Origin of the sequence: Pseudomonas sp. WS 5532 (assembly GCF_012985445.1) — a bacterium.
GTDB classification, from domain to species: Bacteria; Pseudomonadota; Gammaproteobacteria; order Pseudomonadales; family Pseudomonadaceae; genus Aquipseudomonas; species Aquipseudomonas edaphica.
On the sequence record NZ_JAAQWK010000001.1, the window covers coordinates 255,459 to 271,630 of the forward strand.

Annotated in this window: 19 protein-coding genes; 12 read left to right on the forward strand and 7 right to left on the reverse strand. The window is 60.5% G+C overall.

Translation table 11 applies throughout. From position 1 onward, the window contains the following. Positions 1-21 precede the first annotated feature (21 nt). The 3 genes from hisG to hisC all read left to right on the forward strand — a co-directional run bounded on the left by hisG (position 22) and on the right by hisC (position 3,160). The gene (gene hisG / locus HBO23_RS01245) at positions 22-657 is read left to right on the forward strand and encodes an ATP phosphoribosyltransferase (RefSeq protein WP_003188599.1); all 636 of its coding nucleotides are present in this window, start codon (positions 22-24) and stop codon (positions 655-657) included. A gap of 127 nt (positions 658-784) precedes the next feature. Then, on the forward strand, positions 785-2,104 hold the full coding sequence (gene hisD / locus HBO23_RS01250; protein WP_017138226.1) for a histidinol dehydrogenase: 1,320 nt from the start codon (positions 785-787) through the stop codon (positions 2,102-2,104). A 3-nt stretch (positions 2,105-2,107) separates the two neighbouring features. Further along, positions 2,108-3,160, forward strand: a complete 1,053-nt coding sequence (gene hisC, locus HBO23_RS01255; RefSeq protein ID WP_170036275.1) for a histidinol-phosphate transaminase — start codon at positions 2,108-2,110, stop codon at positions 3,158-3,160. 67 nt (positions 3,161-3,227) lie between these two features. Here the strand turns inward: hisC and HBO23_RS01260 are convergent, their stop codons facing one another. Then, on the reverse strand, positions 3,228-4,502 hold the full coding sequence (locus HBO23_RS01260) for a uracil-xanthine permease family protein (RefSeq protein ID WP_017138224.1): 1,275 nt from the start codon (positions 4,500-4,502) through the stop codon (positions 3,228-3,230). A 2-nt stretch (positions 4,503-4,504) separates the two neighbouring features. Continuing rightward, a complete protein-coding gene (gene upp / locus HBO23_RS01265) occupies positions 4,505-5,143 on the reverse strand; it encodes a uracil phosphoribosyltransferase (protein WP_017138223.1) in 639 nt (212 codons plus the stop codon). A 164-nt stretch (positions 5,144-5,307) separates the two neighbouring features. Between upp and HBO23_RS01270 the strand changes: the two genes are divergently transcribed. From HBO23_RS01270 to HBO23_RS01285, 4 genes are all read left to right on the forward strand, one after another. Beyond that, entirely contained in the window at positions 5,308-5,865 is a 558-nt protein-coding gene (locus tag HBO23_RS01270; RefSeq protein ID WP_003216150.1) for a hypoxanthine-guanine phosphoribosyltransferase, read from the forward strand. A gap of 3 nt (positions 5,866-5,868) precedes the next feature. Beyond that, positions 5,869-6,336 (forward strand): WbuC family cupin fold metalloprotein, encoded by a 468-nt coding sequence (locus HBO23_RS01275; RefSeq protein ID WP_170036277.1) that lies wholly within the window; start codon positions 5,869-5,871, stop codon positions 6,334-6,336. Positions 6,337-6,371: 35 nt separating this feature from the next. Next, positions 6,372-6,857, forward strand: a complete 486-nt coding sequence (locus tag HBO23_RS01280) for a hypothetical protein (RefSeq protein ID WP_017138221.1) — start codon at positions 6,372-6,374, stop codon at positions 6,855-6,857. A gap of 190 nt (positions 6,858-7,047) precedes the next feature. Beyond that, a complete protein-coding gene (locus tag HBO23_RS01285; protein ID WP_017138220.1) occupies positions 7,048-7,335 on the forward strand; it encodes a PA4642 family protein in 288 nt (95 codons plus the stop codon). A gap of 92 nt (positions 7,336-7,427) precedes the next feature. Here the strand turns inward: HBO23_RS01285 and mqo are convergent, their stop codons facing one another. Continuing rightward, the gene (mqo, locus tag HBO23_RS01290; RefSeq protein ID WP_138451634.1) at positions 7,428-8,936 is read right to left on the reverse strand and encodes a malate dehydrogenase (quinone); all 1,509 of its coding nucleotides are present in this window, start codon (positions 8,934-8,936) and stop codon (positions 7,428-7,430) included. 723 nt (positions 8,937-9,659) lie between these two features. Beyond that, entirely contained in the window at positions 9,660-9,893 is a 234-nt protein-coding gene (locus HBO23_RS01295) for a hypothetical protein (protein WP_017138218.1), read from the reverse strand. A 182-nt stretch (positions 9,894-10,075) separates the two neighbouring features. On the opposite strand from HBO23_RS01295, the gene HBO23_RS01300 reads away from it, so the two are divergent. Further along, a complete protein-coding gene (locus HBO23_RS01300) occupies positions 10,076-10,660 on the forward strand; it encodes a YajG family lipoprotein (protein WP_017138217.1) in 585 nt (194 codons plus the stop codon). Between the two features lie 72 nt (positions 10,661-10,732). Here HBO23_RS01300 and HBO23_RS01305 read toward each other — a convergent pair whose 3' ends face one another. Further along, positions 10,733-10,942, reverse strand: a complete 210-nt coding sequence (locus HBO23_RS01305) for a hypothetical protein (protein ID WP_056859008.1) — start codon at positions 10,940-10,942, stop codon at positions 10,733-10,735. Positions 10,943-11,125: 183 nt separating this feature from the next. On the opposite strand from HBO23_RS01305, the gene HBO23_RS01310 reads away from it, so the two are divergent. Next, positions 11,126-11,383 carry a hypothetical protein gene (locus tag HBO23_RS01310; RefSeq protein ID WP_017138215.1) on the forward strand — a complete coding sequence of 86 codons (258 nt, stop codon included), beginning with the start codon at positions 11,126-11,128 and terminating at the stop codon, positions 11,381-11,383. 120 nt (positions 11,384-11,503) lie between these two features. Here HBO23_RS01310 and HBO23_RS01315 read toward each other — a convergent pair whose 3' ends face one another. Beyond that, entirely contained in the window at positions 11,504-12,667 is a 1,164-nt protein-coding gene (locus tag HBO23_RS01315) for a 1-acyl-sn-glycerol-3-phosphate acyltransferase (protein ID WP_026013785.1), read from the reverse strand. Positions 12,668-12,798: 131 nt separating this feature from the next. Here HBO23_RS01315 and HBO23_RS01320 point away from each other — a divergent pair, with 131 nt between their 5' ends. The 3 genes from HBO23_RS01320 to HBO23_RS01330 are packed head-to-tail and all read left to right on the forward strand — an operon-like array spanning position 12,799 to position 13,909. Further along, on the forward strand, positions 12,799-12,978 hold the full coding sequence (locus tag HBO23_RS01320; RefSeq protein WP_017138213.1) for a CPXCG motif-containing cysteine-rich protein: 180 nt from the start codon (positions 12,799-12,801) through the stop codon (positions 12,976-12,978). A 12-nt stretch (positions 12,979-12,990) separates the two neighbouring features. Then, positions 12,991-13,251: a DUF2007 domain-containing protein gene (locus tag HBO23_RS01325; RefSeq protein WP_017138212.1), complete on the forward strand. Its 261-nt coding sequence runs from the start codon at positions 12,991-12,993 to the stop codon at positions 13,249-13,251. A gap of 37 nt (positions 13,252-13,288) precedes the next feature. Beyond that, positions 13,289-13,909 carry an SOS response-associated peptidase gene (locus tag HBO23_RS01330; protein WP_056859005.1) on the forward strand — a complete coding sequence of 207 codons (621 nt, stop codon included), beginning with the start codon at positions 13,289-13,291 and terminating at the stop codon, positions 13,907-13,909. Positions 13,910-14,026: 117 nt separating this feature from the next. On the opposite strand, the gene HBO23_RS01335 is transcribed toward HBO23_RS01330, so the two are convergent. Next, positions 14,027-16,165, reverse strand: coding sequence for a methyl-accepting chemotaxis protein (locus HBO23_RS01335; RefSeq protein ID WP_170036279.1), 2,139 nt, complete (start codon positions 16,163-16,165; stop codon positions 14,027-14,029). Positions 16,166-16,172 lie beyond the last annotated feature (7 nt).

The window sequence follows — 16,172 nt, forward strand, 5'->3', positions numbered from 1 at the left end:
GATGAAGGACTGACGTTTCCCATGTTGACCATCGCACTGTCCAAGGGCCGCATCCTTGACGACACTTTGCCGCTTCTGGCTGAAGCGGGCATCGTGCCAACCGAGAATCCGGACAAGAGCCGCAAGCTGATCATCCCCACGACCCAGGACGATGTGCGCCTGCTGATCGTGCGGGCTACCGACGTGCCGACCTACGTTGAGCATGGCGCCGCCGACCTCGGTGTTGCGGGTAAAGATGTGCTGATGGAATACGGTGGCCAGGGCCTTTACGAGCCGTTGGACCTGCGTATTGCGCTGTGCAAGCTGATGACCGCCGGCCGTGTCGGTGACGTTGAGCCTAAAGGCCGCCTGCGCGTGGCCACCAAGTTCGTCAACGTCGCCAAGCGCTACTACGCCGAGCAAGGCCGTCAGGTCGACATTATCAAGCTCTACGGCTCGATGGAGCTGGCGCCGCTGATCGGCCTGGCTGACAAGATCATCGACGTGGTCGACACCGGCAACACCCTGCGCGCCAACGGCCTCGAACCCCAGGACTTCATTGCCGACATCAGCTCCCGCCTGATCGTCAACAAAGCTTCGATGAAGATGCAACATGCCCGTATCCAGGCGTTGATCGACACCCTGCGCAAGGCAGTGGAGTCTCGACACCGCGGTTGACTCACCCGCGCGGCCTTAGGCCGCGCCCGTCTATCCGCCTCATAGCCAGAATTCTCAGGTGCCCAAGCGGAAATGACTGCTAGTTTAGGGCGCCTGAGTTTTTGCCAATTCTATTGAGGCCCTCGCTATGACCACGTCCACTGCAATTGCCCGACTCAACGCTGCCGACCCGGATTTCGCCCATCATCTGGATCATCTGCTGAGCTGGGAAAGCGTGTCTGACGACTCGGTCAACCAGCGAGTGCTCGACATCATCAAGGCCGTGCGCGAGCGCGGTGATGCGGCGCTGGTGGATTTCACCCGTCAGTTCGATGGCCTGGACGTGAAGTCCATGGCCGACCTGATCCTGCCCCGTGAACGCTTGGAGCTGGCGCTGACACGCATCACTGCACCCCAGCGCGAAGCCCTGGAAGTGGCGGCGGCGCGGGTGCGCAGCTACCACGAAAAACAGAAACAGGATTCCTGGAGCTACACCGAAGCCGACGGCACCGTGCTGGGCCAAAAAGTCACGCCGCTGGACCGCGCCGGTCTGTACGTGCCCGGCGGCAAGGCCTCGTATCCGTCATCGGTACTGATGAACGCGATTCCGGCCAAAGTGGCGGGCGTGACCGAAGTGGTCATGGTGGTGCCGACCCCGCGTGGTGAAATCAACGAGCTGGTGCTGGCCGCTGCCTGCATCGCCGGTGTCGACCGCGTGTTCACCATTGGTGGTGCGCAAGCTGTTGCAGCCCTGGCCTACGGCACCGAAAGCGTGCCGAAGGTCGACAAGGTGGTTGGCCCCGGCAACATCTATGTCGCCACCGCCAAGCGCCACGTGTTTGGCCAGGTCGGTATCGACATGATCGCCGGCCCTTCGGAAATTCTCGTGGTGTGTGATGGCCAGACCGACCCGGACTGGATCGCCATGGACCTGTTTTCCCAGGCCGAGCACGACGAAGACGCCCAGGCGATTCTGGTCAGCCCGGACGCCGAGTTCCTCGACAAAGTCGCCGCCAGCATCAACAAACTGCTGCCGACCATGGAGCGCGCCGAGATCATCGAGAAGTCGATCAATGGCCGTGGTGCGCTGATTCTGGTGCGTGACATGGAACAGGCCATCGAAGTGGCCAACCGCATTGCGCCAGAGCACTTGGAGTTGTCCGTAGCCGACCCACAGGCCTGGCTGCCGTTGATCCGCCACGCCGGTGCGATCTTCATGGGCCGTCACACCAGCGAAGCCCTGGGCGACTACTGCGCCGGCCCCAACCACGTGCTGCCGACGTCCGGCACCGCGCGGTTCTCGTCGCCGCTGGGGGTGTATGACTTCCAGAAGCGCTCGTCGATTATCTTCTGCTCGCCACAAGGCGCCTCCGAACTGGGCAAGACTGCCTCGGTGCTGGCCCGTGGTGAATCGCTGAGCGCTCACGCGCGTAGCGCCGAATATCGCATCCTTGAAGAGGGGAAATGAGGCATGAGCAAATTCTGGAGCCCCTTCGTCAAGGACCTCGTGCCTTACGTACCCGGCGAACAACCGAAGCTGACCAAACTGGTCAAGCTCAACACCAATGAAAACCCCTACGGCCCTTCGCCCAAGGCGCTGGCCGCGATGCAGGCCGAGTTGAACGACAATTTGCGCCTGTACCCGGACCCCAACAGCGACCTGCTCAAGCAGGCCGTGGCCAAGTATTACGCGGTCGACGCCAGCAAGGTGTTCCTCGGCAACGGTTCCGACGAAGTGCTGGCGCACATCTTCCACGGCCTGTTCCAGCACGACTTGCCGCTGCTGTTCCCGGACATCAGCTACAGCTTCTACCCGGTGTACTGCGGCCTGTATGGCATCAAGTCCGCCCCGGTGCCGCTGGACGAGCAATTCCAGATCCGCGTGGCCGACTACGCCAAGCCCAACGGCGGGATCATCTTCCCCAACCCGAACGCGCCGACTGGCTGCGTGCTGGCGCTGGATGCAGTGGAGCAGATCCTCAAGGCCAGCCCGGATTCGGTGGTGGTGGTCGATGAAGCCTATATCGACTTCGGCGGTGAAACCGCCATCAGCCTGGTGGATCGCTACCCGAACCTGCTGGTGACCCAGACCCTGTCCAAATCGCGCTCACTGGCCGGTTTGCGTGTAGGCCTGGCCGTGGGCCACCCGGACCTGATCGAGGCGCTGGAGCGGGTCAAAAACAGCTTCAACTCCTACCCGCTGGATCGCCTGGCGATTGTCGGCGCGGCGGCGGCGTTTGAAGACCGTGAGTACTTCGAGAAAACGTGCAAGCGGGTGATCGACAGCCGCAACACGGTGGTCGCGCAGTTGCAAGGCAAGGGTTTTGAAGTGTTGCCTTCAGCGGCCAACTTCATCTTTGCCCGTCACCCACGGCACGATGCCGCGGGTTTGGCCGCAAAGCTGCGTGAGCAAGGCGTGATCGTGCGGCACTTCAAGCAGGAGCGGATTGCCCAGTTCCTGCGGATCAGCATCGGTACGCCGGAGCAGAACCAGGCGCTGATCGATGGCCTCGGCGAGCTCTAAGCCACACTGAAGATAAAAAAAGTGGGAGCTGGCAAGCCAGCTCCCACTTTTTTTTGCGTTGAGCCAGTTAGATCAACGGCTCATCCGGCTTCTTGTTCTTCCAGCCATCATTGCCCGGCAGCAGCAGGTTCAAACCAATCGCTACCACCGCACACAGGGCGATGCCCTTGAGGCCGAAATCATCCGGGCCAGTGCCGGTGCCGACCAGCACACCGCCAATCCCGAACACCAAAGTCACCGACACAATCACCAGATTGCGCGCCTCACCCAGGTCGATCTTGTGGCGGATCAACGTGTTCATGCCAACCGCCGCAATCGAGCCGAACAGCAGGCACAGAATCCCGCCCATCACCGGTACCGGGATGCTTTGCAGCAACGCGCCGAACTTGCCGATAAACGCCAGGCTGATGGCAAACACTGCCGCCCAGGTCATGATTTTCGGGTTGTAGTTCTTGGTCAGCATCACTGCGCCCGTCACTTCGGCGTAAGTGGTGTTTGGCGGGCCGCCGAACAGGCCGGCAGCGGTGGTGGCAATCCCGTCACCCAGCAGGGTGCGGTGCAGGCCGGGCTTCTTCAGGTAATCGCGACCGGTCACGCTGCCCACCGCAATCACACCGCCGATATGTTCGATCGCCGGGGCCAGGGCCACCGGGACGATAAACAGGATGGCCTGCCAGTTGAACTCCGGCGCGGTGAAATGGGGCAGGGCGAACCACGGCGCGGCGGCGATTTTCGCGGTGTCGACCACACCAAAGTAGAACGACATGGCAAAGCCGACCAGCACGCCGGAGATAATCGGCACCAGGCGGAAAATGCCTTTGCCGAATACCGCGACGATCAAGGTGGTCAGCAGCGCCGGCATCGAAATCAGCATCGCCGTCTGGTAATGGATCAGCTCGCTGCCATCGCCGGCTTTGCCCATTGCCATATTGGCGGCAATCGGCGCCATGGCCAGACCGATGGAAATGATCACCGGGCCAATCACCACCGGCGGCAGCAGGCGGTCGATGAAGCCCGTGCCTTTGACCTTAACAGCCAGGCCCAGGAAGGTATAAACGAAACCGGCCGCCATCACCCCGCCCATGGTCGCCGCGAGGCCGAACTGGCCTTTGGCGAGAATGATCGGGGTGATAAACGCAAAGCTCGATGCCAGGAATACCGGCACCTGCCGCCCTGTCACCACCTGGAACAGCAGCGTGCCCAGGCCTGCGGTGAACAGTGCGACGTTTGGATCAAGACCTGTGATCAGTGGCATCAACACCAGCGCGCCAAATGCTACAAACAGCATTTGTGCGCCAGACAGGATCTGGCGCCAAAGCGGGTCGTTGAATTCATCCTGCATGCTCACGCGTCCTTCTGCTTGGTGCCGAAGATCTTGTCACCGGCATCGCCCAGGCCTGGGATGATGTAGCCGTGTTCGTTCAAGCGCTCGTCGATGGAGGCGGTGTAGATCTGCACGTCCGGGTGAGCCTTTTCGACGGCAGCGATGCCTTCAGGGGCAGCTACCAGCACCATGGCGCGGATGTCCTTGCAGCCAGCTTTTTTCAGCAGGTCGATGGTGGCAACCATGGAGCTGCCGGTGGCGAGCATCGGGTCGATGATCATTGCCAGGCGTTCGTTGATTTCCGGGACGAGTTTTTCCAGGTAGGTGTGCGCCTGCAAGGTTTCTTCATTACGAGCCACGCCCACGGCGCTGACTTTGGCGCCCGGGATCAGGCTGAGCACGCCTTCGAGCATGCCGATACCGGCGCGCAGGATAGGCACTACGGTGATTTTCTTACCGGCGATTTTCTCCACTTGTACGGGACCGGCCCAACCGGGGATCTCGTAGGTTTCCAGCGGCAAATCCTTGGTCGCTTCATAAGTCAGCAGCGCTCCGACTTCCTGAGCAAGCTCACGGAAATTCTTCGTGCTAATGTCGGCACGGCGCATAAGGCCGAGTTTGTGTCGGATCAGCGGGTGGCGGATCTCGCGAGTGGGCATGGGAAAGGCTCCGGCGGCGGGCAAAAAAACCGGCCTAGATTAATCTATCCGAGGGTGTTGTCCTATAGACATCTAGTACGTTAGTCCATTAAGGCTTGATCGTTGCGCCTCACATGCGTACCTTTGCCCGCTTTTCTTGCCACAGCACCCCCTTGGAGAGCGCCATGTCCGCTGATCTCGAGCATATCCGTCAAATCATGCGCGAGGCTGACTGCCTGTACACCGAAGCGCAAGTCGAAGAAGCGATCGCCAAGGTCGGCGCACACATCAGCCGCGAAATGGCCGACACCAACCCGGTGGTCTTCTGCGTGATGAACGGCGGCCTGATTTTCGCCGGCAAATTGCTGACTCATCTGCAATTCCCGCTGGAAGCCTCCTACCTGCACGCCACCCGTTATCGCAACGAGACCAGCGGCGGCGACCTGTTCTGGAAAGCCAAGCCGGAAGTGTCGTTCATCGACCGCGACGTGCTGATCATCGACGACATCCTCGATGAAGGTCACACCCTGGGCGCGATCATCGACTTCTGCAAACATGCCGGCGCGCGCAAAGTGCACACCGCCGTACTGATCGACAAAGACCACGACCGCAAAGCCCGTCCGGACCTCAAAGCCGATTACGTCGGCCTGCCGTGCATTGACCGCTACATCTTCGGCTACGGCATGGACTACAAAGGCTACTGGCGTAACGCCAATGGCATCTACGCGGTTAAAGGGATGTAAACCATGGTGCGCTTTCTTGATCAGACGCTGTTTGCTGAATTGGCCGAGAAAGCGGCCGCCAGCCCCCGTGGCCGGCACCATCACAACTTCCATCAGATGGAAGAACCTTGCCATCGCCTGGCCGTTGGCCTGCAACCCGACACCTATGTGCCGCCGCATCGGCACCTGCGTGCCGACAAGGCGGAAACCCTGTTGGTGCTCAAGGGCAGCCTCGGCTTACTGGTGTTCAGCGATACCGGCGAGGTGATTGCCAAGCGCATTCTGCAGGCGGGCGGTGAGTGTGCAGGCGTCGATCTGCCGCCAGGTGTGTTTCATGGCCTGGTGGTGCTGGAGCCTGACAGTGTGATGTTTGAATGCAAGGCCGGGCCGTATCGCCCGATAGGCGAGGGCGAGTCACCCGACTGGGCGCCCCGCGAAGGCGATGCCGGTGTGGCCGAGTATCAACGCTGGATGCTCGCCCAGTTCGATTGAGCTACAGTGCTCGGCCTTCTTCTACGGAGCGGCCCATGAGCCTGTTGACACGCACCTGCGCCGCCCTGGCGTTGACTCTCAGTTTGCCACTGGCTGCCGCGCCCGCGCCGATGCACAGCCAGTTCCTGCCGCCCGATGACCTGACCCTGCGTGCGCAAACGCCCGATCAGCAGCAACTGCTGCAAGTTACCGAATATGCGGTGGTGGTGGGTAACCAGCGGCAGTCGACGCAACAGCCAATTCCGGTGACCTCGCCGTTGATGATCCGCCTCAAGGGGAAATCCCTGAACAAGGGCGCGACGATCAGTCAGGTGGTGCTCAATTTTGATGCCGAAAGCAAAAGCCTGAAAAAGCCGATGTTCGATGACGCCAGCAAAACCCTGACCCTGTCTTACCCAATGGCGCAATATCGAGTGATTGTCGACCTGCTGCGCAATGACACGGTGTATGTGCAGTTCCTCAGTTATACCAATGGGCATATCTGGGCGGATCTGCACACAGGGGCCGTACGCGCAAAGTAATTAAGCCGAATGCAGTCAATGTGGGAGCTGGCTTGCCTGCGATGGCGGCGGGTCAGTTGGCCCAACTGTCACTGATGCACCGCTATCGCAGGCAAGCCGGCTCCCACATGAGTGTTTGGTTGTTTTCGAAGGTGGTGTCTGGCAGGTAGACTCCCAATCCCGTGTAAATGTCTGCAGGCTGGAGTCGGTAATGCGTAAAGATAAGAAACAGGTGATTGGTGACGAGATCGGCGACGACCAGATCAAGTTGTTCCTGGATTTTGAGCCAGTCGACGCGACTTCACCGTCCCTGCACAAGCTGATCAAGGCCTACCGTGGCCTGCGTATCGACGACTTCGAGCGCTTCCTGGGCTTTTTCAAGGAAGCTGGCCTGGACCTGGATGGTAAGGACGAGCACGGCAAGACCTTCGTCGAGCTGATCAAGGACCAGCGCAACGCGCCTGAGTACATCGAGCTGATCGAAAACGCTCGCGGCTGATTATCCCGGCCACAAAAAAACGCCCCGAAGGGCGTTTGATCGTTCCCACGCTCCGCGTGGGAATGCCTCCACTGACGCTCCGCGTCAAGACCTCAAGCGAAGCTTTCAGCCTCGTTGCTTTGCGCAACCAGCTCCAGGCTGATGTTGTTCTGCGCATTGATCTTGCGATACAGCTCAGCGTCCGTCTCCAGCACTTTTTCCCTCGCCGGGAAGATCTCGTGCAGCTTGGCCGCCCACTCACCAGCAGCCTTGGCCGGGAAGCAGCGCTCGATCAGTTCCAGCATGATCGAAACCGTCACCGAAGCGCCTGGGGACGCGCCCAGCAGGGCCGCCAGCGAGCCGTCTTTGGCCGCGACCAGCTCGGTGCCAAATTGCAGCACGCCGCCTTTTTTCGGGTCTTTCTTGATGATCTGCACCCGTTGTCCGGCCACTTCCAGGCGCCAGTCTTCGGCTTTGGCTTGCGGGTAGAAGCGACGCAGTGATTCCAGGCGCTGCTCCATGGACTGCATCACTTCGCTGACCAGGTATTTGGTCAGGTCCATGTTGTCGCGAGCGACCGCCAGCATCGGGCCGATATTGCCGGCGCGAACCGACAGCGGCAGGTCGAGGAACGAGCCGTGCTTGAGGAACTTGGTGGTGAAGCCGGCGTATGGCCCGAACAGCAGGGATTTCTGGCCATCGACCACGCGGGTGTCCAGGTGCGGCACGGACATCGGCGGCGAGCCCACGGCGGCCTGGCTGTAGACCTTGGCCTGGTGGTGCTTGACCACTTCCGGGTTGTCGCAACGCAGCCACTGGCCACTGACCGGGAAGCCGCCGAAGCCTTTGCTTTCTTCGATGCCCGAAGCTTGCAGCAGCGGCAGGGCCGCGCCACCGGCGCCGAGGAACACGAACTTGGCGTCGACTTCGCGGGTGTTGCCGCTGTTGACGTCCTTGATGCTCACGGTCCAGCCCGCGCCATTGCGCTTGAGGCCGGTAACGCGCTTGCTGTACTTGACCTGGGCATCCGGTGCGCTGGTCAGGTGCGACAGCAGTTGGTTGGTCAGGGCGCCGAAATTGACGTCGGTGCCGTTCATCACGCGGGTGGCCGCGATTTTTTCGTCGAGCGGGCGGCCCGGCATCATCAGCGGCATCCACTCGGCCATCTCATTGCGGTCTTCGGTGTAATGCATGTCCGAGAACGCATGGTGCTGGCTGAGGGTTTCAAAGCGTTTCTTGAGGAAAGACACGCCTTTGTCGCCTTGCACGAAGCTCAGGTGCGGCACCGGGCTGATAAAGGACTTGGACGAGCCAAAGGTGCCCTTTTTGGTCAGGTACGCCCAGAACTGCTTCGACACCTCGAACTGGGTGTTGATGTGCACGGCTTTCTTGATGTCGATGGAGCCGTCGCCAGCCTGCGGCGTGTAGTTCAGCTCACACAGCCCGGCGTGGCCGGTGCCGGCGTTGTTCCACGGGTTGGAACTCTCCGCGGCACCCGAATCCATCAGCTCAACGACTTCCAGCTTGAGGCCGGGGTCGAGCTCTTTGAGCAATACGGCCAGGGTGGCACTCATGATGCCGGCCCCTACCAGTACTACGTCGACTGCTTCGTTATGCGCCATTTAACGCGTCTCCAAAATCTGCAGCACCAAATTGACGGCATGGCTGCCAGGAGTGACGGGGCGGTTCACGTGTTGCCCCAGGTTACCCATGGCCAGGATCGCCATGTCCGTTTCGCAATTCTTTGCAACTTCAGCACACGCTTCCTGCCAGGCTAATCTGCCTATGAACGCATTCATGGGCGCCTGTGGCAATTCGACTTATGGTCAAAGCGTGCGATTTGTGCAATCAAACCGTAGCGGACAGGCTCAAGCTCCGGTGTTTGAGGAGTACTCGGTCCTGTGTGGTTGGGCTGTTCCAGACGCTGATGGTGCTTGTACAAACGCCAAACTATTCATTTGCTCGCCACACTCTTGTGAAGTTGTGAAAACCCGTTTTTTTCACGCTCTTTTGAAGACGTGAACCTCAAAAAAGGGCTGCCCCAGCCTGGCACCTGGCCCGTAAACCCCTGCCGACACGCGGCAAGACGGGCAAACAACTCAAGTGGCCGAGCGCAATGGCAGCTCTGGCAGATTCGGTAAAGAGGGGTGGTTTGCAAAGAAAACAGCAAGCGCGCCAGCTTCACTCGATCTGTGTGGGCGGCTCTCTGTGGGCGATTGGGGGGTTAATACCGAGGCATTAACGATGCTGCGAGGCCCGATCAGGAGACGTCCTTATAATCGGGGGGAGATTGTAGCGAAGAACGCCAGGGAAATGGGCGTGTTTTGTGACTTTTATTAGGGCGTTCAGGAAGCCAGTGCGTGCCGCGAGTGCGTGTGGGCAACCCGTGGGCTGATTCGGGCGTTCATTGGCAGTGGGCGGTGCATCCAGCCCAGATGTGTCTCCGTGACTTCCACCCAGCCCTCGCCCACGGGTGGCAGGCTGCACTGCTTGAACGCCACGCAATGGCCATTGGCATCGAGCCGTGCGTAGTGGCGATGGCGGGGGTGGGACATGAACAATGATTTAAGAAGGCGCATGGCTTTGTACCTGTTACGTTACATGCTTGAAGGTTGCCAGTGTGCCATGACAGTGGAGTGACGAAATTATGCGAAATTGTAATTTCAGCCCGCCTTCAGCTGCCGTTCAGGATGGCTGGTGAGTGGCCCACATGCGCCGTTATACTGGCGGCCTGTTTGCACCTAGTCCTGGAGAAATGAGTATGTTGCAACGCCTGTTGTTCGGTTTGATCACTGTGACCAGTTTGACCCTGGTTGGCTGCGCCAACAGCCCGCAACAACTCAGCCCGCAACCTAAAGTCACGGCGCAACTGGCGCCTGTCGGCCACGGCCAGCCGGTATCGGTGCGCGTGGTAGATGGTCGTCCTTCGCCAACCCTGGGTTCCCGTGGTGGTCTGTACCCTGAGACCGCGCTGATTTCTGTACAAGGCCAGGACGTGCTGCCCAAGCTGCAAGCCCAGGCTGAAGCCGCCGTGCGCCTGCTGGGCTTCACCCCGGCCAACTCGCCGGGCGCGCCGCAGTTGACCATCACCCTGGCTGAGCTGAAGTACCAGTCGCCCAAAGAAGGCCTGTATGTGACGGAAGCCTCCATCGGCGCGACCTTCAAGTCCGACGTCAGTGCCGGCACACGCCGCTACAGTGGCCGCTACGGCGCGTCCCTGAACCAGCGCTTCGGTATGTCGCCGAACCAGGAAACCAACACCAAGCTGGTCAGCGACGTGTTGAGTGATGCCCTGACGCGCTTGTTCAAAGACCCGAGCATCGGTTCGCTTCTCAACGCGCAGTAACCGTCAGGCGGGCGCGCAACGCCCCCATCGCCGGGCTCAGCAATGAGCCCGGTTTTTTTATGCCTGTAGCCTTCATGCAGCCGTTTCGACATAAAAGTCCAGCACACTCACGCCAGTGAGCAGGTCCAGCTCCGGCAGGTCGGCATGCTGGTGCCCGCCGAGCGCGCAATACACCAGCCAGTGGCGGTCCTGGACGTTGAATGCGAGGCCGCCGACCAGCGCTTCCTGTTCATCGTTCTGGGCCATCAGGTACAGCCGATCCTGGTTTTGTGCGTGCAGCATGACAAGCTCCCAAGCGTTCGAAGGGCAACAGAGTGGCTTGTTAAGGTGACGTTCAGGTGACGCTGTAAATTACTGGATACATTAACCGTACATGGGGGACGGAACGTTTCAGCGGCAGGAGGCCAATATCATTCAGGTTTGTATCTGAATTGATACCAAGACACTCGTCTACCGAGGTTTGCGATGGCGCTGCCCGCACTGCTGATCAATGCTGTGGCTTTATTGGTGGCCTGCCCGGGTGCAGCGCTGCTGTTCATTACCCGCCTGCGCGAGCAGCGAGCGCTGGCCGACCTGACCGCCCAAAGCGAAGACCGCGCGATCGACCAACCGATGTTGTTTCTGGATGTGCGTACCGAACGGTCGCATCGCCTGGCTTACCGCGTCGGGTTTGCCTGCCTCGGCCTGGCGCTGGCCGTGTCCTGGCTCAGCACCCACCTCTAAAACCACCGAAAGACCAATGTGGGAGCTGGCTTGCCCGCGATAGCAGTGTGCCAGTCGATAGATTCGGTTCTGACACGCCGCCATCGCGGGCAAGCCCGCTCCCACATTTTGGTTTGGTATTTACAGAGGAATCCCGGCCTTGACCCGGTATTGATTCCTCACCGGCGTCGCATACTGCGTCACCAAGTACGGCCGGTGTTCCACCGGGCATTCATTCAAGCGCCGTTCCCACTCCGCTTTGGCCTTGGCCAGCTCATCGGCCGGGAACACCTCGGCTGCCGCCGGCACCTGCAATTGCGGGTCGGCGTCGCTCCACTGCGCATACGCCAGGTAATGCACCGGGAACAGGCGATAACCGCCGAGAATCTGGCGGTCCATTTCTACGGCCAACAGTTTGGTGTCTTCAAAGCGTTCGGTGATCGGCGGTGCGAAGTTCACGTGCACGCGGCCCTTGTAGCCGGTAATGCCCAGCGCAATGCTCACATCGTCTTCACCTGGCGCCTTGCTGTAGGTGCCGGTGGTGGCGCGGATGTAAAGCTCGCGGGCCTTGGCGCTGTCGCATGGGTCGTATTCATAGCTGATCGACACCGGCGTCAGGTTCAGCGACTGGATCACCTCTGCAAACGGCTCGTCCTTGCGGCTGACGTGGAACATCTTGAGGATCGCCGACTCGGTGCGATCATCCCCGTCCTTGGCCCGCCCTTCGGCCTGGGCGATCCAGATCGACTGGCAGTCGTTGCGGATCGAATGGTTGATATAGGCCGACAGCAGGTTATACGCCGCCATCTTCTCCTTTCGCCCGGTGATCGAGCGGTGCACGATAAAGCTCTTGTTCAGGCGCATCAGGTCGCTGACAAACGGCTTTTGCAGCAGGTTGTCGCCGATGGCGATGCGTGGCGTCGGCAGGCCGGCGTGGTACACGGCATAGTTGACGAAGGCCGGGTCCATCACGATATCGCGGTGGTTGGCCAGAAACAGATAGGCGGTGCCGGACTTGAGCTGCTCGACGCCGGTATAAGTCACGCCGTCGGTCGCCCGATCTATGGTGTGATCGACGTAGTACTCGACTTTGTCCTGCAGCGTGGCCACGGTGGTGACGCCGGCAAATTCACGGCGCAGTTTGCGGGCGATCATCGGCTTGAGCAGCCAGCCCAGGGCGCCGGCAAAGCGCGGGAAGCGAAAGTGAGTCAGGATGTCCAGAAAGGCCTTGTCACTGAACAGGCGCGCCAGCACGGCCGGGACTTCGCTGTCGTTGTAAGGTCGGATGGTATCGAATTCGCCCATCATGCTCTCTTGTTAGAAACGGCTAGGGTAAGTAAAGGAAATATCAGGGTGCGGCCGCAATATTGGCTCTGCCGTGAATAGCCCTGTAAATAGACCGGCGATTATACGCACAAGTCACCTGGGAGACCGCGATGGAAGAGGAGTCGTACGAATGTCCTTATTGTGGAGAGGTGGTCACGGCGTTGCTGGACCTGTCGGGAGGCGATCAGCAATATATAGAGGATTGCCCGGTGTGCTGCCGGCCCATTACTTTCGAGCTACAGGTGCATGATGACGAATGGATGCTGAACGTGCGCAGCGAAAACGAGTAACAGGTACACCCCATGCAGCGAATCTACGAACCGGAAAACCTGATGGAGGGCGAGCTGCTGCAACAGATGCTTGCCAGTGAAGGCATCGAGGCGCACCTGGTGGGGCGCCATTTGCTCGGTGGGACCGGCGAGTTGCCGATCTTCGGCCTGTTGGGCCTGGAAGTCGACAACGACCAGGCCGCCTACGCCCGCGAATTGATTACGGCCTATAACGGCGCGCAACCCATGCCCGGCGATGAACCCGACAGCTTCCCCGACGTGTTGGTCTGTTAGGCTGTCGGTCGGTTTACCCCAAGAGTCGTGTTGCCCCATGTGTGGACGTTATGCCCTGTTTCGCTGGAACCCTTCCTTTGCTGCCTTGCCGGGCTTCCCGGCCGACCAGCAGGCTCAGTGGAACATCTCCCCGAATGATTCGGTGCTGATCCAGCGCCTGAGCGAAGGTCAGCGCACCCTGGCCCGTGCGCGCTGGGGCCTCACGCCACCGTGGCTCACCGACCTTTCGCGCACGCCAGCCCACGCGCGCGCCGAAACCCTGGCCGAACAACCGATGTTTCGCGAAGCCTTGCGCCAGCGCCGCTGTTTGCTGCCGGCCAACGGTTTCTACGAATGGCGCGGCACCCAGCGCAAACGCCCGTATTGGCTGACGCCGGGTGAAGGCTCGACACTGTTTTTTGCGGCGATCTGGGAAGCGTATCCGGTGCAGGAGCAGGTGTGGCTGAGTACGGCGGTGGTGACCCAGGCCGCACAGAGTCAGCGGCGGCCGTTGATTCTGGATGCGGCAGGGCAAGAGGCGTGGTTGAATCCTGAGACGCCGCTGCACGTGTTGCAGGGCTTGTTGGCCAGCGAGCCTGCCGCGTTGCGCGAGCGGGTGTTGGCCAATATGGTCAATGATCCGAAGTTGAATGGGCCGGAGTGTCTGACCCCAGGTTGAGGTTGGCTTTGCTGGCCTCATCGCAGGCAAGCCAGCTCCCACATTTGAATTTGTGAATACATTCAACATGTGGGAGCTGGCTTGCCTGCGATAGCAGCCTTAAAACCTACGAAAACCTTAAACCTTGAACTGATTGATCAATCGCCGCTGCTGCTCCGCCAACTTGGTCAGGTCCGCACTCGCTGCGCTGGACTCATCCGCACCGCCCGCCACCTCATTGGCCACCTGGCCGATATTGATCACATTGCGATTGATGTCCTCGGCCACGGCGCTCTGCTCTTCGGCCGCGCTGGCGATCTGTGTGTTCATGTCGTTGATCACCGACACCGCCTGGGTAATGGTCTCCAGCGCTTCGGCCGCCTTCGCCGCGTGCTGCACGCTTTCGTCGGTACGGTGCTGGCTGTCTTCCATCACCCGAACCACATCCCGCGTGCCTTGTTGCAGCTGCTGGATCATGGTCTGGATTTCTTCGGTGGCTTTTTGGGTTTTCTGCGCCAGGTTGCGCACCTCATCGGCCACCACCGCAAAGCCACGCCCTTGCTCACCGGCGCGGGCCGCTTCGATGGCGGCGTTGAGCGCCAGCAGGTTGGTCTGCTCGGCAATCCCGCGAATCGCCGTGAGGATCGCGTTGATATTTTCGCTGTCCTTGGCCAGGGTTTGCACCACGCCGACCGCCTTGCCGATTTCTTCAGCCAGCGCGCCGATGGAAGTGGACGTGTCGCGCACAATACGCATGCCTTGGCTTGCGGCCTGGTCGGCATGGCTGGCGGCTTGCGCGGCCTGGGTGGCGTTGCGTGCCACGTCTTGCGCAGTGGCGGTCATTTCGTGCACAGCGGTGGCCACCTGGTCGATCTCGACCATCTGTTTATGCACGCCCTGGTTGGTGCGAATCGCGATGTCGGCGGTGTGTTCCGACGAGTCGCTGACCTTCTGCACCGAACTCACGACCTGAGTGATCATGCCCTGCAACTTGATCAGGAAGGTATTAAAGCCGTTGGCAATCGCGCCCAGCTCATCGGAACGATCACTGGTGAGGCGGCGGGTAAGGTCGCCTTCGCCCTGGGCGATATCGTTGAGCATGGCCACCATTTGCTTGAGCGGGCGGGCGATGCCATGGCCCACCAGCCAGATCACCAGCAAACCGATACCGGCGATCAACAGGCCGACCATGGCCATACCGAAGGTGTCGGTCTTGCGCTGGGCTTGCAGGTCGCTTTGCAGCTTCTGCGAGTCGGCCATTACCGCACTCAGCGGCAGTTGCAGCATCAAGGTCCAGCGCGCTTCGGCCTGGCCGATGTTGAAGGGCAGGAACAGCTCGATATGCCCGTGCTCCTTGTCGATGTCGTAGCGCACTTCGCCGACTTTCAACTGGCCGAGGTTGGCCAGTTCGTTGCTGTCGAGCAGGTCGCTGGCTTTTTCGCCAAGCTTGCTGGCGTCCTTGGTATAGGCCACCAGGCGACCGTTGCTGGAGATCAGCGCCAGTTCGCCGGCGCCGTTGTACAGGTTCTGGTCGGCGCGGGTGAGCATGTCCTGGATGAAGTTCACCGACAGGTCGGCGCCGACGATGCCCTGGAACGTGCCGTCGACCATGATCGGTTCGATAAACGAGGCGAGCATCACCATCGCATTCCCGACTTTATAAGGCGCCGGGTCAATGGCGCAGGGCTTCTTGCTCTCTTTGGAGCACAGGTAGTACTCACTGGCGCGCACGCCGGTGGACAGGATCTTCTGATCGTTGACGTCAGCGAGCTTATCCAGGCCCAGGCTGCCATCGGCGTTGCGGTACCACCACGGCAGGAAACGGCCGTCGGTGCCCATGCCGACAATCGCGGTGTTCACGTAGGCAGCGTCGTTATGGTCGATGGCATTGGGCTCCCAGCCGATGTAGGCGCCGAGGATTTTCGGGTTGCGCACCACGGTTTCATGCAGCAGGTTGATCAATTGCTCGCGGCCGACCTGCAGCGCGGGTTCGCCCTTGGCGTCTTTCATCGCCAGCAGGGCATTGGCGGTGGCCAGGCCTTTGGCGGTCACCAGTGGTGCCTCCAGTTCGCGCTGAATCAGCGTGGCCTGGGTTTGCGCCAAAGCGGTGAGGCGCTGCTCGATGATCTGATCAAATTGCGCCTGGGTGCGCTCCTGCACCAGCTCCTGGGTGCGGGCACCGGCAAACACTGCATAGAGCACCAGCACTGCGACCACACTCAGCACGATGGCCCCGGTCAGTGCGGCGACAGAAAACTGAATCGACTTGAATTTCATGGAGGCT